This is a genomic window from Microbacterium sp. Bi98 (assembly GCF_918698045.1).
Classification (GTDB): domain Bacteria; phylum Actinomycetota; class Actinomycetes; order Actinomycetales; family Microbacteriaceae; genus Microbacterium.
Genome location: NZ_CAKKLK010000004.1, coordinates 206,458 through 230,140, shown reverse-complemented (window position 1 = coordinate 230,140; position 23,683 = coordinate 206,458). Strand labels below are relative to the sequence as shown.

Here is a 23,683-nt window from a genome sequence, read left to right as displayed (position 1 = left end):
CATGGAGATCCGTGGACCGATCGAGCTGCCTGCGCGGCGCGAAGACATCGCACTGGAGACCGCAGACGAGCTGACACTGGTCGGAGAGCTGGCGGTTCCCGAGTCGTCGGCGCCCGTGGCCACGCTCGTCACGCTGCATCCTCTCCCGACGGCCGGCGGGTTCATGGACTCGCACATCATCCGCAAGGCTGCCGCCCGTCTGCCTGCGCTGGCGGACCTCGCTGTGCTGCGCTTCAACACGAGAGGGACGACCTCTCCGCGTGGCACCAGCGATGGCGCGTTCGATGGGGGAGAGGCGGAGCAGTTCGACGTCGCGGCGGCGATGGGCTTCGTGCGCGAGCGCGGTCTTCCGCGCCCATGGCTGCTCGGCTGGTCGTTCGGCACCGAACTCGCGCTGAAGTACGGTCGGGAACACGATGTCGAGGGGATCATCCTCCTGTCCCCGCCACTTCACCGCGCCACAGACGCCGAGGTGGCGGAGTGGGCCGCCTCCGATGCTGACGTCGTGGTGCTGGTACCCGAGCTCGACGACTACCTCCGCCCGGCCGAAGCACGCGAGCGCTTCTCCGCGATTCCGCATGCGAAGCTGATCGCCGTCGAGGGTGGCAAGCACCTCTGGGTGGGGGAGAGCCAGACTCGGAGAGTCCTCACTGAGATCGTCGCTGCCGTGAACCCGGCAGCTCTTCCGCTGCCGACGGAGTGGCCCGCCGACTAGAGCTCGTTCATGCGAGGGATCAGCACCTGCCGGTAGAGGATCAGGATGCTGGCTGCCACCGGAATCGCGATCAGCGCGCCGAGCAGCCCCAGGAGGCTTCCGCCCGCCAGCGCCGCGACGACGACGACCGCTCCGGGTACGGACACGGCCCGGCTCATGATGCGCGGCGAGATCACGTACGCCTCGATCTGCATGTAGATGAGGTAGTAGATGGCGGCGGCGATCGCTGTCGCCGGTGATCCCAGGCCGGGGATCAGGCACACGAGCACGATGATGGTCGACCCCGTGAGGGTGCCGACGAGTGGAATCAGTGAGAAGAAGAAGGCGACGACGGCGAGCACGGCCGGGAACGGCGCATCGATGATCGTGAGGAAGATCATGCTCAGGATGCCGTTGATGACGCCCTGGGAGACCTGGCCCATGACGTAGTAGCCGACCGAATCGGTGATCTGCTCGGCCAGGTCGATGAAGCGCTCGCGCTTGGATGCAGGAGCGAGCTGGTAGACGGCGCGCTTGAGCGACGGTGTCGAGGCCGTCAGATAGATCGTCAGGATGAGGATGATGAACGCGCCGAACAGTCCGCTCAGCAGTGCCCCGCCGGCGGCGAGCACGCCCTGCCCGATGGACCCCCCGATCTGGGCGAGGTTCGTCTCCAGCCAGTCGGTCACATAGGCGAAGACGTCATCCACCTTGAGATTGGGGAACGTGTCGACCATCCACTGGCGCAGGTCGAGGAGAAATGTCCCGCGTTGGACGATGGCCGTGATCTCGGCGATGAGCTGCGAGATCTGGTCGACCAGCACGGGGATGACGATCAGGATGATCCCGGCGAAGATCCCGAGCACCGCGAGGATCGTGATGAGCACGGCGAGCCAGCGGGGGAGACGCCTGCGCTCGAGGAAGGAGACGAGCGGGTCCAGGCCGAGACTGAGGAAGAGAGCCGTACCGACGTAGAGCAGCACGGTCGACAGGCTCTCCACGCTTCCGATCAGCAGGATTCCCAGTCCCACGCCGAGCGTCGCCACGAGGGCGGTGCGGAACGGGTTGTGGATCTTCATCGTTGCTCCTCGGAATGGGGGACTCTGCAAGCGTATCCACCGCACCACGACCGGCCGGGACGACGTGCCGCACGTGGTGCCGCATGCCCCTCGTGGGCAACACACAGGTGATTTCGCTAGTCTGAAATGTCGAGTGTTGCGACTCGGGCGTGCGTCCGGGCCGTGTGAGGAGACTATTCGTGCGTTTCGTATGGGCCGTCGTGGCCTTCGTGCTGGCTGCGGGACTGATCGCTGCGGGCATCGCGCAGCGAACCATCTTCATGGGTCCGTCGACTCAGGAAGTCTCAGTCGCTGCAGAGGAACCCGCCCCGTTTGTGCTGATGGACGGCGACGTCCTTCGTGAGCACCCGGGATCTCAGACCTTGCTGGTGCGCGGAGAGGGCGAGATCTTCGCCGCCTATGGCCGCACCGCCGACATGGAAGCGTGGCTTGCCGACTCGTCGTACAACCGCGTGACGGTCGGCGACGATGGTGACCTGGAGGTCGAGCTGGTCCCCGCCGGATCAGCACCGGAAGGTGATGGGGCCTCCGAAACCCCCGCCCCTGCCGAGACCCCGGCCGCGGCCGAGACTCCGGCACCGGCGGAGACGCCCGCCGAGGGCGATGCAGCCGCAGAGCCGGGCCGCAACCCCGCCGGCTCCGACCTCTGGCTGGACTCCTTCACCGAGACCGACACACTCATCGCAGACAACATGCAGCTGCCCGAGGGCGTGAGTCTGATCATCGCGTACGACGGCACCGCCGACGCACCGGACGACATCGTGGTGTCCTGGCCGCTGGACACGTCCACCCCTCTCGCCGGACCGCTCATGGCGGCGGGCGCGGCGATGCTTCTCGTCGGACTCGTGCTCTACGTCCTCGCGATCCGGCACCAGCGTCGCGGGCGAGGACCGCGGCGCAAGGGCCCCGGCCCCCTTCCGGCCACCGAGCCGATCGACGTGGCTCAGCTGCCGCCATCGGAACGCGCGGCGATCGACGACACCTCGACCACCGCTGCCGGGGATGAGCCCGGTCGGACCGGCGCAGACTCCGACGCGGCAGCCGCCGGTGACCCGGGGGCAGTCGACGCCGCCGGTCCGAAGAACCCAGACCCCGATCGGAAGACGGAGATGCGTGCGCGACCCGTGAACCGTCGACGGCGCCTGCTCGCGGTCCCCGCCCTCGCCGTGACCGCGTTGCTCGCGAGCGGCTGCTCGCCTGACTCATGGCCGCAGCTCGGAGAGGGAACGCCCTCGCCGTCTCCCAGTGCGACGGTGATCGCCCCGGACAATCAGAAGCCCCCGGCAGTGACGGAGGCCCAGGCGAAGCGGATCCTGCAGGAAGTGTCGTCGACCCTGTCCGACGCGGACGCGTCGATGGACATCGCTCTGGCCGGCACTCGTCTGGACGGCCCGGCGCTCACGGCTCGCACCACCGAGTACGCGCTTCGGACAGCTCTTCCGGAGACCGCACCGCCCGCCGCACTCCCGACCGATGACGTCGAGGTCGTGCTTCCCGAAGCCACCGACCGGTGGCCGCGCACGGTGCTCCTGCTCTCGAAGAGCGCTGACGACGACACCGTTCCCCCCGTCATCCTGACCATGACGCAGCAGGATCCGTGGTCGAACTACAAGGTCACGAACATGGCCGAGATGTCTGCGGATGCCGTCTTCCCCGACGTGGCTGCAGCGTGGCTCGGCACCTCGCTCGTTCCCGACGATTCCGCATTCCTCAGCATCCCGCCGGGAGAGCTTGCGGAGACCTTCGCCGACGTCGTCGACGCGGGCGAGGCCAGCCCTTCGTACGGCATGTTCGACGAGATCTCGCAGAACCTCGCCCAGTCGATTCGCGACAGCCGGCAGGCGGTCGTGCAGACGCTGGCGGACAACGGAGCGGCGGAGACTTCTCAGACCGCCTTCGACATCCTCCCGGCCGATTCCGAGCCGGTCTCGATGACCACGCTGGACAGCGGTGCGATCGTGGCCGTCTCGCTCATCGACACCGAATCGGTCACCCCGACGTCACCGGACGCCGTCATCCGACTGGAAGACGCGAATCCGCAGGCGAAGGCGCTGACGGGTGTCACGGAGTCCGCGAAGGGCTTCACGACCAAGTACGAATTCCAGCTGTTCTTCTCCGTTCCCGCGCAGGGCTCGACGGAGCAGATCCGACTCATGGCGGTCCGACAGGACCTACTCTCCGTCGAGGTGATCAAATGACCGATATCTCTCCCGCCGCGCTCCGTGGAGCCGTCGACCTCTCCTCTCTGCGAAACCGGCCCGCGGCTGCTGCCGCCGGAGCGCAGAGCCCTGCTCCCGGGGCCGTGGACATCGTGGTCGATGCGACCGACGAGTCGTTCGGTCAGATCCTCGAGCTCTCCCGGACAGTGCCGGTGGTCGTCGACCTCTGGGCCGAATGGTGCGGGCCGTGCAAGCAGCTGAGCCCCATCATCGAGAAGGTGACGCGTGAACTCGGCGGCAGGGTGCTTCTCGCGAAGGTCGATGTCGACGCCAACCCGCAGCTCGCCCAGGGATTCCGCGCGCAGTCGATCCCGATGGTCGTGGCACTCATCGCCGGTCAGCCGGTTCCGATGTTCACCGGTGCAGTGCCCGAGCAACAGGTCAGAGAGGTCTTCGCGCAGCTGCTTCAGCTCGCTGCTCAGAACGGAGTGACGGGCACCTTGAACGTCGGAGAGGCGCCCGAGGGCGAGCAGACGCCGGAGGAGCCGCCGATGCCGCCGCTGCACGCGGAGGCTTTCGCCGCGATCGAGAACGGCGACTACGCCGCGGCGGTCGTGGCATACGAGAAGGCTCTCGCGGAGAATCCGCGCGATGAGGATGCGATCGCAGGCCTGGGCCAGGTCCGTCTGCTCGACCGCGTCCAGAAACTCGATCTCCAGGAAGCTCGGGCCGCGGCCGCAGCCGGACCCCTGGACATCCAGGCCCAGTTCGATGTCGCCGACCTCGACCTCGCGGGAGGCCATGTCGAAGATGCGTTCGGAAGGCTTCTCGACCTGTTCGCCCAGCTGCCCTCGGATGAGCGAACGCCCGTGCGGGAACGCCTTCTCGAGCTGTTCGGCCTGATCGGCGTCGCAGATCCACGCGTCATCACCGCGCGCAACAGACTGTCTTCCCTGCTGTTCTGAGCTGAGAGTGCAGCGAGACGGCCCAGGCTCTGTCGGGCCGGGGCCGTCTCGCTGATCGGCAGAGGTCGTCAGCCGCGGCTGATCGTGGGTACGTGCGGGTCGCTCTCGTGGCGCAGCCAGATGGTCGACAGTGCGGGAACCGTGATCGTCGCCATGGCCGGTCCGTCGTCCTCCGAGTGCGCGACGACCATGCCGAGATTGCCGGATCCGCGACCGCCGTATTCTGCGGCGTCCGTGTTGAGGATCTCCTGCCACACGCCGGGGATCGGCAGCGCGAGGCTGTAACCGCTGCGCTCGACGCCGGCGAAGTTGCTGATCACCACGAGACGGCCGCCATGTGCGTCGCGGCGTTCGAAGGCGATGACATTGGGATCCCAGCTCGGGGCGCCGAGGCGTGAGAACGAGGATCCGTCATTGTCCCGCTCCCAGAGCGGGGCCTGAGCGCGATAGGTGCGGTTGAGCTGTCCGACGAAACCCTGCAGCTGCGCGTGCGACGGCTGGTCGAGGAGCCACCAGTCGAGCTGGCGGGATTCCGACCATTCGGCGAGCTGGCCGAACTCCTGCCCCATGAAGAGGAGCTTCTTTCCGGGGTGACCCCACATGTATCCGAGGTATGCGCGGACATTGGCGAGCTTGTGCCAGTGGTCACCGGGCATCTTCGAGACGAGGCTGCCTTTTCCATGCACGACCTCATCGTGGCTGATCGGCAGCAGATAATTCTCCCCGAACGCGTAGACGAACGAGAACGTCATCTCACCTTCGTGGTGCGCGCGATACATCGGGTCTCGTTCGATGTACTGGAGGGAGTCGTTCATCCAGCCCATGTTCCACTTGAACCCGAAGCCGAGACCCGCGTGGTCGGTGGGTGCGGTCACACCGGGGAAGCTCGTCGATTCCTCAGCGATCATCAGCGCGCCGGGGTGCAGGCGGTAGGCGGTCGCGTTGACCTCCTGGAGGAAGCGGATCGCTTCGAGGTTCTCCCGGCCCCCGTGGATGTTCGGCTCCCACTCGCCTTCGTTACGCGAGTAGTCGAGGTACAGCATCGACGCCACGGCATCCACTCGCAGGCCGTCGACATGGAACTCGCTCAGCCAGAACAGCGCGTTCGCGACCAGGAATCCGCGCACCTCAGGGCGACCGTAGTCGAAGATGAGCGTTCCCCAGTCCTGATGCTCACCGCGACGAGGGTCGGGGTGCTCGTACAGCGGCTGTCCGTCGAACCTCGCGAGGGCGAACGCGTCTTTGGGGAAGTGCCCGGGCACCCAGTCCATGATCACGCCGATTCCGGCCTGATGCAGCTGGTCGATGAGGTATCGCAGGTCATCCGGGCTGCCGAAGCGACTGGTCGCCGCGTAGTACCCGCTCACCTGATAGCCCCAGGAGCCGCCGAACGGATGCTCGGCGAGCGGCATGAACTCGATGTGCGTGAAACCGGCCTCGGTGACGTGTGCGATCAGCGGTTCTGCGGCATCGCGGTAGCTCAGGCCTCCGCGCCAGGAGCCGAGGTGCACCTCGTAGACCGACAGCGGCTGAGCGACCGCGTGAGTCGCTGCCCGGCGGGTCATCCACGCGCCGTCTGACCATGCGTAGTCCGACCGCGTGACCACCGATGCGGTCTCGGGCGGCACCTGCGCGGCCTGCGCCATCGGGTCGGCCTTGAAGATCCAGGAGCCGCCGCGGGTGCGGATCTGATACTTGTATGTCGTTCCGACGGCGAGATCGGGGATGAACAGCTCCCAGACGCCACTCACACCCATCGAGCGCATCGCGTGCGCTTCGCCGTTCCACCCGTTGTGATCTCCGACGACTCGCACGGCTGTGGCGTTCGGGGCCCAGACGGCGAATGCGACGCCGTCTTCGGCGTCTGCGACCGTCGCGTGCGCACCCAGCACCTGCCACAGCCGCTCGTGCCGCCCTTCGGCGATCAGATGGAGATCGACGTCGCCCAGAGTCGGGAGGTGCCGGTACGGGTCGCCGGTGATCGTCTCGTCGTCGTCGCCGTACGCGGTGGCGATGCGATACGCCACCGGGGCACCGTCGTGCTGGGCCTCCCAGATGCCGTGTGCGACGTGATCGAGCTCCAATCGGCTCCCGTCCTCGAAGACGGCTGCGACCGAGGACGCGAGAGGTCGGCGAGCGCGGATCACCGTGACGGTCCGGTCACTCGCATCCGTGAACGGGTGGGAGCCGAGCACTGCGTGCGGGTCGTGATGGGCGCCGGCTGCGACAGCCGCCCAGTCCGGTGATGTAGTGGCATCTTCGACGTAGCTCATGCTCGTCTCCTCACCTTCAGAATGTGCACCGGCTCGGCGAAGGCGTTGAGGCGCACGTAGTTGTGATCGGCCCACGTCCACACGGCACCGGTCAGGAGGTCCTCCACCTCGAACGGCTCGCCAGGTGGTACGCCCCAGATCGTGGTGTCGAGGTGCACGGTGGTCTCACGCACGGAGTGCGGATCGACGTTGGCGACGACGAGGATCGTATCGGAGTGGCCCGTGCCGGTGAACGCGGCATCGAGGTGCTTGCTGTAGACGAGCACCGAGTCGTCGTCGCTCCAGTGCACGGAGAGATTGCGGAGCTGTCGAAGAGCCGGGTGCTCACGGCGGATCTCGTTCAGTCGGCGCAGGAGAGGCGCAAGCGAGTCACCCGATGCCTCCGCGCCCTCCCAGTCCCGGAACTTGAACTCGTATTTCTCGTTGTCGATGTTCTCCTCGGAACCGGGCCTCGCCACGTTCTCGAAGAGCTCGTACCCGGCGTACACGCCGTACACAGGGGCGGCGGTGGCGGCGATGCAGGCGCGGATCCGATAGGCGGCGCGGCCGCCGAACTGCAGGTACTCCGTGAGGATGTCGTGCGTGTTCACGAAGAGATTCGGCCGCATGTAGTCGCTCGTCTCGTGCGAGACGCTGGTGAGGAACTCCTCGAGCTCCGCCTTGGTGTTGCGCCAGGTGAAATAGCTGTAGCTCTGTTGGAACCCCACGGCCGCGAGCGCACGCATCACGGCGGGTCGAGTGAACGCCTCGGCCAGGAAGATCACGTCCGGGTCCTGGGCGTTCACGGTCGCGATGAGCCATTCCCAGAACTGCAGCGGCTTCGTGTGCGGGTTGTCGACGCGGAAGATCTTCACGCCTTCGCGAACCCAGTGCTGCACGATGCGGAGCATCTCCTGGTAGATACCGGCGGGATCGTTGTCGAAGTTCAGCGGGTAGATGTCCTGGTACTTCTTGGGCGGGTTCTCTGCGTAGGCGATGGTGCCATCCGGGAGAGTGGTGAACCACTCGGGGTGCTCATCGACCCACGGGTGGTCCGGAGAGGCCTGCAGTGCGAGATCGAGAGCGACCTCCAGCCCTTCGTTCTTCGCCGCCCTGACGAATGCGCGGAAGTCGGCCGGCTTGCCGAGTTCCGGGTGGATCGCATCGTGGCCGCCGTCAACGGAGCCGATGGCATACGGTGAGCCCGGATCGCCTGGCTCCGTCGTCAGAGTGTTGTTGCGTCCCTTGCGGTTGGTCGTTCCGATCGGATGGATCGGCACCAGGTAGATGACGTCGAAGCCCATGGCGGCGACAGCGGGAAGACGTTTGGCGGCTGTCCTGAACGTACCGCTCTTGACAGTGCCGTCCTTCAGGCGTTTCGCGCCCTCCGAGCGGGGAAAGAACTCGTACCAGGCACCGACGCCTGCGGCGGTCCGCTCCACGAGCAGAGTGTGCGTGGCAGATGCTGAACGCAGCGTCATGAGAGGCCGCTCATGGAAGAGACCGCCCAGCTCGGCGTCGGTCGAGACCGCGGTGGTGGTCTCTGCATCGCCCCCCGCCAGTGCGGTGGCGAGTTCGCTGATGCGTCTGCGCTGAACCGCAGGGCGATCCTTCTCTTTCGCTGCGCGCGCGAGAAGTTCGGCGCCGAGGGCTGCCATGACCGGCACATCGACGCCCGCGGCGACCTTCACCTCGGCGGCGTGCGCCCAGGTCGCGAAGTCGTCGGAGAACGCCTCGAAGCGAAACGCCCACGGGCCCTGCATGTCCACAGCGACCTCCGCTGCCCAGCGATCGCTCCCATCGAGCAAGGGCGTCAATCGGTGCAGGGACTCCTCGCCGTTCGGGGCTGTCAACCGGAGCTGCACCCCGATCAGGTCGTGCCCTTCACGGAAGGCGACGACGCTGAACGGCACCACCTCGCCGACGAACGCCTTGGGCGCGAAGCCTCCGGGGACGGACGGTGCGCCGCCCACCAGAGGAATTCGCGTCGCGACGAGTCCGTCGCCGTCCGAGACGGCGCCCAGCGGGCGCGACGGGATCTGCGCGGGGCTTCGGAGAGCCTTCGGACTGATGCTGCTCATACGTGCGGCCACCCCCCGAATGTACCGCTCGCGGCGTGAAGCGGGTAGCTCGCGGAGGGCCCCGGCGCGCCGCCCTTCATTCCACGCGGAAGAGTCGCATGGAGGTGCCGGGGATGGGAAGGACGTCGCCGGGGGCGAACACCTCGCCGCCGTCTTGCGGGCGGTCGTCGGCGCTCGACCACAGCGAGACGAAACGCGTCGCCTCCTCGAGGTCGTCGGGCAGACGCACGTCGATGGGCGACTCCGTCCCGTGCACGATGAGGAGGATCCGATTGGCCGATTCGCGATCGGGGGTCGAGGCCGCCACATACTGCAGAGTGCGGTTACCAGGGTCCGTCCACTGCTGGCTCTCCATCGTCTCGCCGTTCTGGTCGAACCAGTCCATGACAGAGGCGTTGGGGATGTGCTCACCGAGTCGGGCGTACCGGCTCGGACGCAGGGCGGGATTCTCGGAACGGAGCTGGATGAGTCGAGCGACGTGTGCGCGCAGGTCCTCCTGCCACGGTTCCGCGTCCCAGCCGAGCCACGTCATCGACGAATCCTGGGCGTAGGCATTGTTGTTTCCGCGTTGCGTCCGACCGACCTCATCGCCGGCCGTGAGCATGGGGATCCCGGCGGACAGCAGCAGGGTGCCGAGCAGGTTGCGCATCGCCTTTCGCCGGGCAGCGAGGATCGCAGGGTCGTCGGTTGGCCCCTCGATACCGTGATTGAAAGCCCGATTCATGTCGGCACCATCGCGATTCTGTTCGCCGTTCGCCTCATTGTGCTTGACGTCGTACGACACGAGGTCGTGCATGGTGAAGCCGTCGTGCGCGGTGACGAAGTTGATGCTGGCCAGCGGTCCCCGAACATCGGCGAAAGTGTTCGACGAGCCGGCGAGACGCGTCGCGAAGCCCCCGATGCCGACCGGAGCGGACGCACGACGCGCATAGTCGATGTCGCTCAGCCAGAAGTTCCTGACCCGGTCGCGGTAGCGGTCGTTCCACTCCATCCAGCCGTTCGGGAAGTTGCCGGTCTGCCAGCCGCCCATGCCGACGTCCCACGGCTCGGCGATGAGCTTGGTGTCGCGGAGGATCGGATCGTTCGCGATGGCGGTGAGAAGCGGGTGCTCGGGCGTATAGGTGTGCGAGCCGTCGCGCGCGATCGCGGCCGCGAGATCGAAGCGGAATCCGTCGATCTGCATCTCCTGCGCCCAGTAGCGCAGCGAGTCGAGCACGAGGCGCGCTCCGGCATCGGTCGAGGTGTCGAGCGTGTTGCCGCAGCCGGTCGTATCGATGTACGCGCCTGATGCGTCCTGTCGGTAGTAGCTGGCGTTGTCGATGCCGCGCAGACTGGACCGAGGTCCACCGAGGCCCTCTTCCGACGTGTGGTTGTACACGACGTCCAGGATGACTTCGAGTCCGGCTTCGTGCAGCAGTCGCACCATGCCTTTGAACTCGGCGAGAACGGCCTCGGGGCCGCCCTTGCGTGCGTCCTCCGTGGCGTAGGCGTTGTGCGGTGTGAAGAAGTTGAGGGTGTTGTAGCCCCAGTAGTTCGTGAGGCCGCGCTCGAGCAGGCGAGGCTCCGGAACGAACGCCTGGACGGGCAGGAGCTCGATCGAGGTGATCCCGAGCGAGTGGAAGTACTCGATCATCGCGGGATGCGCGAGTCCGGCGTATGTGCCGTGCAGAGCCGGGGGCACATCGGGCTGACGCTTGGTCAGCCCCTTCAGGTGCCCTTCGTAGATCACGGTGCGGTCGAGCGGTATCCGTGGCTTGACGGACTCTCCCCAGTCGAACCCGTCGACGATCACCACGGAGCGCCACTCCTCGTAGCCGTCGCCCTGCGCGAGACCGCGAGCGTAGGGGTCGAGGAGCAGAGTCTCGGGGTTGAACGTGTTCCCCGGCCCGTGTGGCCCTCCGACGCGGATCGCATACCGGGTGCCGGGCTGGAGCAGTTCTGTCGTCACCTCCCAGATGCCGCCGGGAAGGCGTGCGAGATCGACCTGGTCGATGACCCAGTCGAGGTCGGTGGCATCGAAGACGACGAGTTCGATGGAGGACGCGTTCTGCGACCAGACGCGGAGGGTTCCGACGCCGTCGTGAAGGCGCACACCGAGGTTGTCGAGTGCAGTACCGCCGGGCACGGTGATGTCTCGGATCGCGGGCATGAGTACACCATAGAGGTCTGCGCTCGGGTCTCAGGACAGCATGCACTCAGTTCCAGGTGCACGCCACTGCGCGGAAAATGGGGGAGAGTGGAGGGATGCAGCACTATCTCGACCACGCCGCGACGACGCCGCTGCGTCCCGAGGCGCGGGAGGCGTGGCTCGAAGCGAGCGAGATGGTCGGGAATGCGTCATCGACGCACGGTGCCGGCCAGGACGCGCGGCGCCTGCTCGAGGAGGCACGCGAGCGCTCGGCCGCAGTGCTCGACTGCGACCCCATCGAGGTCGTGTTCACCTCCGGGGGCACGGAGTCGATCAATCTCGCGCTTCAGGGGTTGTGGCAGGCGCGGCCGGCGGAGTCGGATGCCATCGTGATGCCGGATGCCGAGCACCACGCGACGATGGACACCGTCGAGGCCCTGGTGGCGGCAGGGGCGGTGCTACGCGCTGTTCCGGTATATCGCTCGGCGGCCATCGACGTGGACGAGTTCACTGCCCAGCTTCCGGGCGCGGCGCTGGCGACCGCGCTCGTCGCCAACAACGAGGCCGGGACGATCAACGACGCCGCGATGCTGGCGTCGTCGACCGCGCAGGCGCTCGTTCCCCTCCATCTCGATGCGGTCGCGGCCCTCGGCCACCTGCCTCTATCGTTCCGCGCGCTGAGAGGCGATGCGCCCGACTCGGTCGGTCTTGTCGCGATGAGCGTGGCCGGACACAAGATCGGCGCGCCGGTCGGCGTCGGAGCCTTGGTGGTCGCTCGCACCGCGCGGCTCTCCGCACTCCTTCGCGGCGGCGCGCAGCAGCGCGGACTCCGCGCCGGAACGCAGGACGTGGCCGGTGCCGCGGCCTTCGCCACCGCGCTCGAGCTCGCCGAGTCGGAGCGAGAGACGGAGACCGCGCGGCTGGCGACGATGCGCGATCGGCTGATCGACGGCATCCTGGCGCGGGTGCCGCAGGCCGAGCTTCTGGGAGACGGCTCGCGACGGCTCCCCGGCAACGCCCACATACTGTTTCCCGGAGCGGTGGGGGAGAGCCTGCTCTTCCTTCTCGACATGGCAGGCATCGCCGCGTCGACCGGGTCGGCCTGCCAGGCGGGTGTGGCGGAGCCATCGCATGTCGTGATGGCGATGGGGCGCAGTGAGCAGGACGCGCGCAGCGCCCTCCGATTCACGCTGGGACGCACATCGACGGACGCCGACGTCGATGCCGTCCTCGCATCCATCGGCGAGGCCTACCTGCGGGCTTCCGGCTCCGGCTCAGCCGCACGCTCGTAGACTGGTCCCATGAGGATTCTTGCGGCCATGAGTGGCGGAGTGGACTCCGCAGTCGCGGCCGCACGGGCTGTGGACGCGGGGCACGACGTCGTCGGCGTGCATCTCGCGCTGTCCCGGGCGGGCGGCACGTTGCGCACCGGAAGCCGGGGATGCTGCACGATCGAGGATGCGCTCGATGCGCGTCGTGCGGCCGATCTCCTGGGCATCCCGTTCTACGTCTGGGACTTCTCCGAGCGCTTCCGCGACGACGTGATCGCCGATTTCGTCTCGGAGTACCAGGCAGGACGCACCCCCAATCCCTGCATGCGCTGCAATGAGAAGATCAAGTTCGCCGCCCTTCTCGAGCGCGCCATCGAGCTCGGTTTCGACGCAGTGTGCACCGGGCACTACGCGACACTGATCCCCACGGACGCCGGTCTCGAGCTGCACAGAGCCGCGGACAACGCCAAGGATCAGTCCTATGTGCTCGGCGTCCTCACCGCCGAGCAGCTCGCGCACACCTACTTCCCGCTCGGAACGACTCCGTCCAAAGCGGTCGTGCGTACCGAGGCGGAGGAGCGTGGGCTGAGTGTCGCGCAGAAGCCCGACAGCCACGACATCTGCTTCATTCCCGACGGTGACACCCGAGGTTGGCTGGCCGAGAAGGTCGGTACCGCCACCGGTGAGATCGTCGACCGCACGGGTTCCGTCGTCGGCTCGCACGAGGGCGCGCACGCTTTCACGGTCGGTCAGCGCCGTGGTCTGAAGCTCGGCGTCCCGGCGGCCGACGGCAAGCCCCGCTTCGTGCTCGAGGTGCGGCCGGTGTCCAACACGGTGGTCGTGGGGCCGAAGGAGGCTCTCGCGACGCGTGAGATCTCGGGCGATCGATTCAGCTGGGCGGGCGCAGCGCCCGTCGACTCCGAGTTCGACTGCGAGGTGCAGATCCGTGCCCACGCCGAGCCGGAAGCAGCCCGGGCATTCGTCTCGCCCGAGGGCGTGCGCGTCGTGCCCGAGCAGCCGCTCAACGGGGTCGCGCCGGGCCAGACCGCCGTGCTGTACGTCGGAACGCGCGTGCTCGGCCAGTTCACGATCGACCGCACCGTGTCCGCAGTGCCGGTCGACGCATAGCGCCTGCCTCTCGATGTCGGCGCCCGCTCGTAGACTGGCGGGGTGCCGGAGAACATCTCGCTGGAAGACGCCCGTATCGAAGCGGACGAGCTGACCACTCGAATCCTCGAAGCGAAGGACGCGTACTACGGGCGCGACACTTCACTCGTCGACGACTTCACCTACGACGGGTGGATGCACAGGCTCGAAGAGCTGGAGCGGATGCATCCCGAGCTGCAGGGTCAGGACTCGCCCACTCAGATGGTGGGGGCGGCCGAGGCCACCGGGCTCGCCACCATCGAGCACGCGGAGCGGATGCTGAGTCTCGACAACGTGTTCTCGATCGACGAGCTCAGGGATTGGGCCGCCAAGACGCGCGCCTCTGCGGGGCGAGCTGTCGACTGGCTCACCGAACTCAAGATCGACGGCCTCGCGATCAATCTCCGCTACGAGAACGGGCGGCTGACGTCGGCGGCGACGCGGGGAGATGGGCGCGTCGGTGAGATCGTCACCGAGAACGCGCTGCGCCTTCCCGAGATCCCCCTCGAGCTCAGCGGCGAAGGTCACCCTCCCATCGTCGAGGTGCGCGGCGAGGTGTTCATTCCCGTGGCCGCCTTCGAGCGCCTGAATGCCGCACAGGCGGAGTTCCGCGACCGGGCCTACGCCGATGCTCTCGCCCGCTGGGAGGCTCGGAGCGGAGCGAAGAAGCCGTTCGACGAAGAGAAGGCGCGAACTGCTGCGGCTCGGCGGTTCCCCTCGTTCGCGAATCCGCGCAACGCGGCGAGTGGTGGCCTGCGTCAGCAGATCGACAAGAAGGACGGGCTCGAACTCGAGGCGGGGATGCTGCGCATCGAGTCGCTCGCGCTGTACGTGCACGGCATCGGGGCCTGGGAGAATCCGCCGGTCGCCGCACAGAGTCAGGTCTACGACAAGCTGTCGGACTGGGGGCTGCCGACCAGCCCGCACACCAGGGTGTGCACGAGCATCGACGACGTGGTTGCGTTCGTCGAGTACTTCGGCGAGCACCGGCACGATATCGAGCACGAGCTGGACGGGATCGTCGTCAAGGTCGACGAGCTGTCCCTCCACGACGAGCTCGGCGCCACCAGTCGGGCGCCTCGCTGGGCGATCGCGTACAAGTACCCGCCCGAAGAGGTGCAGACGAAGCTGCTCGACATCGTCGTGTCTGTGGGTCGAACCGGCAGGGCGACGCCGTTCGCGGTGATGGCTCCCGCCCAGGTCGCGGGGAGCGTCGTCAGGCAGGCGACGCTGCACAACAAGGACGTTGTGAAGGCCAAGGGAGTGCTGATCGGCGATACCGTCGTCCTGCGCAAGGCGGGCGACGTGATCCCCGAGGTCCTCGGTCCGGTCGTCGAGAAACGCGACGGTACCGAGCGGGAGTTCGTGATGCCGATCGAATGCCCCGAGTGCGGCACGCCGCTGCGTCCGATGAAGGAGGGCGACATCGATCTGCGCTGCCCCAACGCGCGCTCGTGTCCGGCCCAGGTTCGCGGTCGTGTCGAGCACATCGGTTCGCGGGGCGCCCTCGACATCGAGGCGCTCGGAGAAGTCACGGCGGCCGCGCTCACCCAGCCGACCTCGCCGGCGACACCGCCTCTCGAGACCGAAGCCGGACTGTTCGCGCTGACGCTCGATGAGATCGTGCCGATCGAGCTCGTCGTGCGCGATGCCGAGACGGGGCTGCCCAAGGAGGACGAAGACGGTCTCGTGAAGACGAGGGCGCCATTCCGACGCAACCCGACCGCGACAGAGAAGAAGTCGGGGCTGGAGGGCCCCCAGCCCTCCTCTCAAGCTGTGACTCTGCTCGCGGAACTCGAGAAGGCGAAGACCAAGGACCTTTGGCGGCTGCTCGTCTCACTGAACATCCGTCACGTCGGGCCGGTCGCGGCGAGGGCGCTGGCGCAGTGGTTCGGTTCGCTCGACGCGATCCGCGCGGCCTCTCGCGACGAGCTCGCCGCTGTGGAAGGAGTCGGCGGCATCATCGCCGACTCCTTGCTCGCGTGGTTCGATGTCGACTGGCACCAGGACATCGTTCGTCGCTGGGCCGAGGCAGGCGTCCAGTGGGCCACGCCCGGTCATCCCGGTCCGGGCGCGGCAGTCGTCCAGGGCGGTGTGTTGGACGGGATCACGGTCGTCGCGACCGGTTCGCTCGACGGGTACACCCGAGATGGAGCGCAGGAGGCCATCCTCAAGGCGGGCGGTAAGGCCGCGTCGAGCGTCTCCAAGAAGACGGACTTCGTCGCGGCCGGTCCCGGAGCGGGGTCGAAGCTGGGGAAGGCGGAGGAGCTCGGCATCCGCATCCTCGATGCCGCTCAGTTCCACATCCTCGTCACGGAGGGGCCGGACGCTCTGGGATGAGGCGATATGGACCGCTGATCGCCGTCTCCGGCGCGATGGCTGTGGGAGACCCGGGCCGCAACCACCTGCGTCTGACGCCTGATGCGCTCCTGATCCGCCACGGCACAGAGAACCGGGGAATCATTCCCTGGTCCCAGGTGCAGCGAGTGATCCTCGACGTGCCCACCACGCGGTTCCGTCTGCCCGGCCTCTTGAGCACGCTCGTCCTCGGCGCCCTGACGTTCCTCGCCGTGTCCGATCTCGGATTCGACCCTGAGGATGGCGCGGTCGAGCTCCTGGCAGACGGGGAAACGTCGATCGCACCGCTGAGCCGTCACCACGTCGGCGGGTACTGGACACCGACGGTGGACGGGGCCCACCGGCTGCTGCAGCATCTCATCGACAACCCGGAGCAGAGAGCGTTGCTCGCGCGCCCTGAACAGCTCATCGACGTGGCCGCGCGTCTCGCTCGCCACAGGCCTTCAGGAGCCTGACGCGCAGGCTGGCCCTTCAGGATGGCTGCCCATCGGTGCACGCGAGCGCGCCGTGCCCGGACTTTCGTCCGGGCACGGCGCGCTCGATGCGTTCTACGGCTGATCAGCCCTTGTGTCGGGGCTTGCGGAACGGCTTCTCGCCTCGCTCATCGGTGCGAGCAGGACGGTCGTCACGGTCGTAGCGCGGACGGTCATCGCGGCGCTCGAACCCACCGCGGGCGCCGTCACGAGGGCCGTCGTTACGACGGGCTCCAGGCCCACGGTCGGGCTTGATCTCGATGAGCCGACCCGAGATGCGGGTGTCCTTCAGCTTCTCCAGGACGGACGAGTCGAGGTTCGCCGGCAACTCGACGACAGTGAAGTCCGGCCGGATGTTGATCGCCCCGAAGTCATCACGACCCAGGCCGCCCTCATTCGCGAGTGCGCCGACGATCTGACGGGGCTCGACGCGGTGACGGCGTCCGACCTCGATGCGGTACGGCTTGTAGTCGCCGCGCCCACGGCGCTCGCGCGGTTCGCGGGTCTCGCGACGCTCGCGAGTGTTGCTCTCGCGCGGCGGACGGTTGTCGTACTCGACCGCTTTCGACAGGGCGTCGTCGGCCGGGTCGAGCAGCAGAGGAGTATCGCCCTGGGCGACGACAGCGAGCGCAGCTGCGACATCGGCCTCGGGCACATCGTGGTTGCGCACGTAGTGGTCGATGATGTCGCGGAACTTCTCGATGCGCGTGCTATCGCTGAGCGCCGTCGTGATCGCGTCGTCGAAGCGGGCGAGGCGCGTGGTGTTCACGTCGTCGAGGCTGGGCAGCTGCATCTGAGTGGGCTGCTGACGCGTGGCCTTCTCGATCGACTTGAGCAGGTAGCGCTCACGCGGGGTGATGAAGCTGATCGCGTCTCCGGTGCGTCCCGCGCGGCCGGTGCGGCCGATGCGGTGCACGTACGACTCGGTGTCGGTGGGGATGTCGAAGTTGATGACGTGGCTGATGCGCTCGACGTCGAGACCGCGAGCGGCCACGTCGGTCGCGACGAGGATGTCGAGCTTGCTCGCCTTGAGCTGGTTGACGCTGCGCTCACGCTGGACCTGCGGCACGTCGCCGTTGATGGCGGCGGCGGAGTATCCGCGGGCACGCAGCTTCTCGGCCAGCGTCTCGGTCTCGTTCTTCGTGCGGACGAACACGATCATGCCGTCGAAGTTCTCGACCTCGAGGATGCGAGTGAGCGCATCCACCTTCTGCGCGTACGACACCACGAGGTACCGCTGCGTGATGTTGGTGCCGGTGGCGGTCTTCGACTTGATGCTGATCTCTTCGGGCTCACGCAGGTACTTCTGCGCGAGTCGGCGGATCTGCGGGGGCATGGTCGCTGAGAAGAGGGCTACCTGCTTCTCCTCGGGCGTCTGCGAGAGGATCTGCTCGACGTCTTCGGCGAAGCCCATCTTGAGCATCTCGTCGGCTTCATCGAGCACCAGGTACTGCAGCTGGGACAGGTCGAGGGTGCCCTTGGCGAGGTGGTCCATGATGCGACCGGGGGTGCCGACGATCACGTGCACGCCGCGGCGCAGCGCCGACAGCTGCACGCCATAGCCCTGTCCGCCGTAGACGGGGAGGACGTGGACGCCCTTCATCTTCGACGCGTACGACTCGAACGCCTCGCACACCTGCAGAGCGAGCTCGCGGGTCGGAGCCAGCACGAGAGCTTGCGGGGTCTTCTGGGACACGTCGAGGCGCTCGAGCACGGGGAGCGCGAATGCCGCGGTCTTTCCCGTTCCGGTCTGCGCCATACCGACGACATCGCGACCGGAGAGCAGGGTCGGGATCGTGGCGGCTTGGATGGGGGAGGGGGTCTCGTAGCCGAGGTCCTTGATGGCCTTGAGGACGGGGCCGGTGATGCCGAGCTCCTCGAATCCAGGGGTCTCGGGGGCGTCGGTGGGCACAGCGTCTTCAGGAGTCACTGACCAAGGGTAGCGCTTCGCGGGATTCCGCGCCTGTGAGGGCGCCCTCAGGAGCCGGAAGTCAGAGTGAGCAGTCTCTCCTTGACCTGGCGACGCAGCACCTTGCCGATCAGCGATTTGGGCAGCTCGTCGACGATGAACAGACGCCGCGGAACCTTGTACGGCGTGAGGATGCTGCGCGCATACTCGCGGATCGCTTCGACGTCGATGTCTGCCCCCGCGTCGACGACGATCGCGGCGACGACCTCCTCGCCGGAGTGGTCGCTCGGCAGACCGACCACGGCAGCGTCCACGACCTGAGGATGCTGACGCAGAGCGCTCTCGACCTCGGTGGGGGCCACGTTGAAGCCGCCGGTGATGATCAGCTCCTTGATGCGGTCGACGATCCGGATGAAACCCGCCTCATCGACCGTCACGATGTCACCGGTGCGGAACCAGCCGTCGACGAAGACCGCCTCCGTCTCCTCCGGCTTGCCGTAGTAGCCGGAGAACACCTGGGGTCCGCGCACCAGGAGCTCACCCGCGGATCCCTCAGGAACGTCGACGGTCGGGTTCTCGGGATCGACGACGCGGCATTCGGTTCCCGGAAGAGGAAGTCCCACGGTGCCGGGGACGCGGTTGTCAGCGACGGGGTTCGCCATCAACACGGGGGAGCACTCGCTGAGTCCGTACCCCTCGACGAGGAAGCCATGCGTCGCCGCCTCGAACGGCACCACGAGTTCGTGCGGCAAAGCCATGGCGCCGGAGATCGCGACCTCGATGCCGTCGAGCGAGACATCCTTCGCCTTCGCCGCCGACAGCAGGCGGTCGGCGATCGGGGGCACGAGGGGAAGGAAGGTGGCGGGGTGCTTCTTCATCACGTCGAGCACGAGATCCGGATCGAACTTCGGGAAGAGCACCAGGCGCGCACCCATGGACATCGCGAATGTCAGACAGAGCGTGAGACCGTAGGCGTGGAACATCGGCAGCACCGCGTACACGACGCAGCCCTTGCCGCGCTGGATCGACGGAACCCATGCCTGCGATTGCGCGGCGTTCGCGAGCAGGTTGCCGTGGGTCAGGGCGGCGCCCTTGGGGGTTCCCGTGGTGCCGGACGTGTACTGGATGATCGCGAGGTCGTCGGTGGCGGGCTTCGGATGAGCGGCAGGGATCGGGGCGGACTGCACCAGCGAGTCCCAGGTGACGGTTCCTCGCACCTTCTCGGTCAGAGCGGCGCGAGACTCACGGGCCTTCGCCACCGGCAGCCGCAGCGCCACACGAGTGAGAAGGGGCATCGCGCGCGTCACATCGACGGAGATGAGGTTCGTCACGGCGAGGTCGGCGGGGAACTCCTGCACCGTGGCGACGACCTTGTTCCACACGATCGCGTGCTTCGCGCCATGGTCCTCGAACTGCTTCCGCAGCTCGCGCGGGGTGTAGAGCGGGTTGTGCTCGACGACGACGGCGCCGAGACGGAGCACCGCGTAGAACGCCACGATGTGCTGCGGACAGTTCGGAAGCACGATCGCCACGGGATCGCCCGCCCGCACGCCGAGGTCGCGCAGTCCTGCGGCTGCTCGGTCGATCGCATTCTGCAGTTCTGAGTACGACGTCTCACGACCGAAGAACTGCAGGGCGGGGGCATCCGGGTAGTCGCGGGCGGACGCGGCGACGATGTCGACCAGCGATCCGGACACGGGGGAGAGGTCTTCCGGGACGCCTGCGGCATAGCTGGCGATCCATGGGCGAGGAGGCTGGTACGAGCTCACCCGCCCAGCATAGGGCGGCTTCGCCGGACTGCAGGGACCCGGTGAGCACGGCAACTAGACTGGGGCCGTGTCTGAAATCACCCCTGATCTTGTGCGTCATCTCGGCGTGCTCGCGCGCATCCAGCTCAACGACGACGAGGTGTCCCGACTCACGGGCCAGCTCGATGCCATCGTCGACAACATCGCGAAGGTGTCGGAGGTCGCAGGCCCCGACATCGCAGCGACGAGTCATCCGATTCCGCTGAGCAACGTCTACCGTCCCGATGTGGTGGGCGAGACCCTCACACACGAGCAGGTGCTCCAGAACGCGCCGGATCAGGCCGACGGCCGATTCCGCGTCACCGCGATCCTGGGAGAAGAGCTGTGAGCGACATCATCCGCATGACTGCGGCGGAGCTTGCCGACAAGCTCGCCAGCCGCGAGATCTCGAGCGTCGAGGCCACTCGCGCTCACCTCGACCGCATCGCAGCCGTCGACGGCGACGTTCATGCCTTCCTGCACATCAACGAGGGTGCGCTCGAGGCGGCCGCCGCTGTCGATGCCCAGCGTGCGGCGGGTGAGCAGCTCGGCCCGATCGCCGGCGTGCCGCTCGCGATCAAGGACGTCCTCGTGACGACCGACCAGCCGACGACGAGCGGCTCGCGGATCCTCGAGGGCTACCGCTCGCCGTACGACGCCACGGTCGTCGCCCGCTCGCGCGCGGCGGGGCTGATCCCGCTCGGCAAGACCAACATGGACGAGTTCGCCATGGGGTCCTCGACAGAGCACTCCGCCTACGGTCCCACCCGCAACCCGTGGGACCTCGACCGGATCCCGGGCGGTTCCGGCGGCGGATCGGCGGCAGCAGTCGCCGCTTTCGAGGCTCCGCTGGCACTCGGCTCCGACACCGGCGGCTCGATCCGTCAGCCTGCTCATGTCACCGGCACGGTGGGCGTCAAGCCGACCTACGGCGGCGTCAGCCGCTACGGGGCCATCGCACTCGCCTCCAGCCTCGACCAGGTCGGACCCGTCACGCGTACAGTGCTCGACGCGGGTCTCCTGCACGATGCGATCGGCGGGCACGACCCGAAGGACTCCACGTCTTTGCGTGACGTGTGGCCCTCATTCGCTGACGCGGCCCGTGAGGGCGCGCGCGGTGACGTGCTCAAGGGGCTCAAGGTCGGTGTCATCCGAGAGCTGCCGGACAGCGGGTTCCAGCCCGGTGTCGCGGAATCGTTCCGCAGCGCGCTCGCGATGATGGAGGCGCAGGGCGCGGAGATCGTCGAGATCGGCGCTCCGCACTTCGAGTACGGCGTCGCGGCCTACTACCTGATCCTGCCTGCAGAGGCGTCGAGCAACCTCGCGAAGTTCGACTCGGTGCGCTTCGGCCTGCGCGTCACGCCCCACGGCACCCCCACCGTCGAGGACGTCATGTCCGCCACGCGTGACGCCGGGTTCGGCGACGAGGTGAAGCGACGCATCATCCTCGGCACCTACGCGCTGTCGGCCGGCTACTACGACGCGTACTACGGCAGTGCTCAGAAGGTGCGCACGCTCATTCAGCAGGACTTCGCGAACGCCTTCGCGGAGGTCGACGTCATCGCGACGCCCTCGGCTCCGACCACTGCGTTCAAGATCGGCGAGAAGATCGACGATCCGCTGCAGATGTATCTGAACGACATCACGACCATTCCCGTCAACCTCGCGGGCGTTCCCGGCATCTCGGTCCCCAGCGGACTCGCGTCGGAAGACGGATTGCCCGTCGGCATCCAGTTCATCGCACCGGCGCGGGAGGATGCGCGACTCTACAAGGTGGGCGCCGCCGTCGAGACGCTGCTCGTCGATTCGTGGGGAGCGCCGCTTCTCACGCGTGCACCCCAGCTCGTGGGAGGGACCCGCTGATGGCCACCGCCAAGCTCATGGACTTCGACAAGGCGCTCGAACTGTACGAGCCCGTGCTCGGGTTCGAGGTCCACGTCGAGCTCAACACGCACACCAAGATGTTCTCGGACGCGCCGAACCCGGCGAACGAGCTCTACCACGCCGCCGAGCCCAACACGCTGATCGCGCCGGTGGATCTGGGCCTGCCCGGATCGCTCCCGGTCGTGAACGAGACGGCGATCCGTTCGTCGATCAGTCTCGGTCTCGCTCTCGGATGCTCGATCGCACCGTCGAGCCGCTTCGCCCGGAAGAACTACTTCTACCCGGATCTCGGCAAGAACTACCAGATCTCCCAGTACGACGAGCCGATCGCGTTCGAGGGTTCCGTCGAGGTGGAGCTCGAGGACGGCACGATCGTGCAGATCCCCATCGAGCGCGCCCACATGGAGGAGGACGCCGGCAAGCTCACCCACATGGGTGGCGCGACCGGACGCATCCAGGGAGCCGAATACTCGCTCGTCGACTACAACCGCGCCGGTGTGCCGCTCGTCGAGATCGTGACGAAGACGATCTTCGGCGCCGAGCACCGCGCCCCCGAGGTCGCCAAGGCATACGTCGCGACGATCCGTGACATCGTGCGCAGCCTCGGGATCTCCGAGGCGCGTCTGGAACGAGGCAACCTGCGCTGCGACGCGAACGTGTCGCTGCGTCCCCGCGGACAGGAGAAGCTGGGCACCCGCACCGAGACGAAGAACGTCAACTCGATGCGCTCGGTCGAGCGTGCCGTCCGGTACGAGATCCAGCGTCAGGCGCAGATCCTCGCCGATGGCGGGACCATCACTCAGGAGACGCGACACTGGCACGAGGACACCGGGACGACCTCGCCCGGTCGTCCGAAGTCGGATGCGGACGACTATCGCTACTTCCCTGAGCCCGATCTCCTGCCGGTGGAGCCTGCAGCAGAGCTGATCGATGCCCTGCGTGCCGAGCTCCCGGAACAGCCCGTCGCCCGTCGACGCCGTCTGATGGCCGAGTGGGGCTTCACGGACCTGGAGTTCCAGGACGTGCGCAATGGAGGGCTGCTGGAGGTCGTCGAAGCGACGATCGCCGCCGGCGCGACTCCGGCGACGGCCCGGAAGTGGTGGACGGGCGAGATCACGCGCCTCGCCAACTCACAGGAGAAGGACGTCACCGAGCTGGTCTCGCCCAAGAACGTCGCGGCCCTGCAGAAACTCGTCGACGCCGGAACGCTCACAGACAAGCTCGCGCGTCAGGTGCTCGAGGGCGTCATTGCGGGCGAGGGCACGCCTCAGGAGGTCGTCGACGGCCGCGGACTCGCGGTCGTCTCGGATGACGGTGCGCTGATCGCAGCGATCGACGACGCACTCGCAGCGCAGCCCGATGTGCTGGCCAAGATCAAGGACGGAAAGGTCCAGGCCGCCGGGGCCGTTATCGGCGCTGTGATGAAGGCGATGAAGGGCCAGGCGGACGCCGCCCGTGTCCGCGAACTCGTCCTCGAGCGCGCTGCGCAGTAACCGG

At 67.4% G+C, this 23,683-nt stretch carries 16 protein-coding genes; 10 read left to right on the top strand and 6 right to left on the bottom strand.

The window, feature by feature from the left end:
* Position 1 precedes the first annotated feature (1 nt).
* Positions 2 to 715, top strand: coding sequence for an alpha/beta hydrolase (locus LQZ85_RS09430; RefSeq protein ID WP_056278678.1), 714 nt, complete (start codon positions 2 to 4; stop codon positions 713 to 715).
* Here LQZ85_RS09430 and LQZ85_RS09425 read toward each other — a convergent pair.
* On the bottom strand, positions 712 to 1,773 hold the full coding sequence (locus LQZ85_RS09425) for an AI-2E family transporter (RefSeq protein WP_053096001.1): 1,062 nt from the start codon (positions 1,771 to 1,773) through the stop codon (positions 712 to 714). The two genes, LQZ85_RS09430 and LQZ85_RS09425, sit on opposite strands and share 4 nt — an antisense overlap.
* A 179-nt stretch (positions 1,774 to 1,952) precedes the next feature.
* Here LQZ85_RS09425 and LQZ85_RS09420 point away from each other — a divergent pair, with 179 nt between their 5' ends.
* Positions 1,953 to 3,971: a hypothetical protein gene (locus LQZ85_RS09420; protein WP_056278679.1), complete on the top strand. Its 2,019-nt coding sequence runs from the start codon at positions 1,953 to 1,955 to the stop codon at positions 3,969 to 3,971.
* On the top strand, positions 3,968 to 4,897 hold the full coding sequence (locus LQZ85_RS09415; protein ID WP_056278680.1) for a tetratricopeptide repeat protein: 930 nt from the start codon (positions 3,968 to 3,970) through the stop codon (positions 4,895 to 4,897). The genes LQZ85_RS09420 and LQZ85_RS09415 overlap by 4 nt, the downstream gene beginning before the upstream one ends.
* Before the next feature lie 68 nt (positions 4,898 to 4,965).
* Here the strand turns inward: LQZ85_RS09415 and glgB are convergent, their stop codons facing one another.
* From glgB to glgX, 3 genes are all read right to left on the bottom strand, one after another.
* Positions 4,966 to 7,170: a 1,4-alpha-glucan branching protein GlgB gene (glgB, locus tag LQZ85_RS09410; RefSeq protein WP_056278681.1), complete on the bottom strand. Its 2,205-nt coding sequence runs from the start codon at positions 7,168 to 7,170 to the stop codon at positions 4,966 to 4,968.
* A complete protein-coding gene (locus tag LQZ85_RS09405) occupies positions 7,167 to 9,230 on the bottom strand; it encodes an alpha-1,4-glucan--maltose-1-phosphate maltosyltransferase (RefSeq protein WP_082586580.1) in 2,064 nt (687 codons plus the stop codon). Before LQZ85_RS09405 ends, glgB begins: the two co-directional genes overlap by 4 nt.
* A gap of 76 nt (positions 9,231 to 9,306) precedes the next feature.
* Entirely contained in the window at positions 9,307 to 11,379 is a 2,073-nt protein-coding gene (gene glgX / locus LQZ85_RS09400; protein WP_053096005.1) for a glycogen debranching protein GlgX, read from the bottom strand.
* Between the two features lie 95 nt (positions 11,380 to 11,474).
* On the opposite strand from glgX, the gene LQZ85_RS09395 reads away from it, so the two are divergent.
* The 4 genes from LQZ85_RS09395 to LQZ85_RS09380 are packed head-to-tail and all read left to right on the top strand — an operon-like array spanning position 11,475 to position 16,588.
* Positions 11,475 to 12,650 (top strand): cysteine desulfurase family protein, encoded by a 1,176-nt coding sequence (locus tag LQZ85_RS09395; protein WP_056278682.1) that lies wholly within the window; start codon positions 11,475 to 11,477, stop codon positions 12,648 to 12,650.
* Positions 12,651 to 12,659: 9 nt separating this feature from the next.
* Positions 12,660 to 13,757: a tRNA 2-thiouridine(34) synthase MnmA gene (mnmA, locus tag LQZ85_RS09390; RefSeq protein WP_082297806.1), complete on the top strand. Its 1,098-nt coding sequence runs from the start codon at positions 12,660 to 12,662 to the stop codon at positions 13,755 to 13,757.
* A gap of 42 nt (positions 13,758 to 13,799) precedes the next feature.
* Complete coding sequence (gene ligA / locus LQZ85_RS09385) at positions 13,800 to 16,115, top strand: NAD-dependent DNA ligase LigA (protein WP_056278683.1); 2,316 nt, start codon at positions 13,800 to 13,802, stop codon at positions 16,113 to 16,115.
* Complete coding sequence (locus tag LQZ85_RS09380) at positions 16,112 to 16,588, top strand: hypothetical protein (RefSeq protein WP_056278684.1); 477 nt, start codon at positions 16,112 to 16,114, stop codon at positions 16,586 to 16,588. The genes ligA and LQZ85_RS09380 overlap by 4 nt, the downstream gene beginning before the upstream one ends.
* A 103-nt stretch (positions 16,589 to 16,691) precedes the next feature.
* Here the strand turns inward: LQZ85_RS09380 and LQZ85_RS09375 are convergent, their stop codons facing one another.
* Positions 16,692 to 18,536 (bottom strand): DEAD/DEAH box helicase, encoded by a 1,845-nt coding sequence (locus LQZ85_RS09375; RefSeq protein ID WP_056278685.1) that lies wholly within the window; start codon positions 18,534 to 18,536, stop codon positions 16,692 to 16,694.
* A 47-nt stretch (positions 18,537 to 18,583) separates the two neighbouring features.
* On the bottom strand, positions 18,584 to 20,284 hold the full coding sequence (locus tag LQZ85_RS09370) for a long-chain-fatty-acid--CoA ligase (protein WP_056278686.1): 1,701 nt from the start codon (positions 20,282 to 20,284) through the stop codon (positions 18,584 to 18,586).
* A gap of 67 nt (positions 20,285 to 20,351) precedes the next feature.
* Here LQZ85_RS09370 and gatC point away from each other — a divergent pair, with 67 nt between their 5' ends.
* Genes gatC through gatB form a run of 3 tightly spaced genes read left to right on the top strand, consistent with a single transcriptional unit; the run spans position 20,352 to position 23,679 of the window.
* Entirely contained in the window at positions 20,352 to 20,651 is a 300-nt protein-coding gene (gene gatC / locus LQZ85_RS09365) for an Asp-tRNA(Asn)/Glu-tRNA(Gln) amidotransferase subunit GatC (RefSeq protein WP_056278687.1), read from the top strand.
* Positions 20,648 to 22,165, top strand: coding sequence for an Asp-tRNA(Asn)/Glu-tRNA(Gln) amidotransferase subunit GatA (gene gatA / locus LQZ85_RS09360; protein WP_053096013.1), 1,518 nt, complete (start codon positions 20,648 to 20,650; stop codon positions 22,163 to 22,165). The genes gatC and gatA overlap by 4 nt, the downstream gene beginning before the upstream one ends.
* The gene (gene gatB, locus LQZ85_RS09355) at positions 22,165 to 23,679 is read left to right on the top strand and encodes an Asp-tRNA(Asn)/Glu-tRNA(Gln) amidotransferase subunit GatB (protein ID WP_056278688.1); all 1,515 of its coding nucleotides are present in this window, start codon (positions 22,165 to 22,167) and stop codon (positions 23,677 to 23,679) included. Before gatA ends, gatB begins: the two co-directional genes overlap by 1 nt.
* The last annotated feature ends 4 nt before the right edge of the window (positions 23,680 to 23,683 follow it).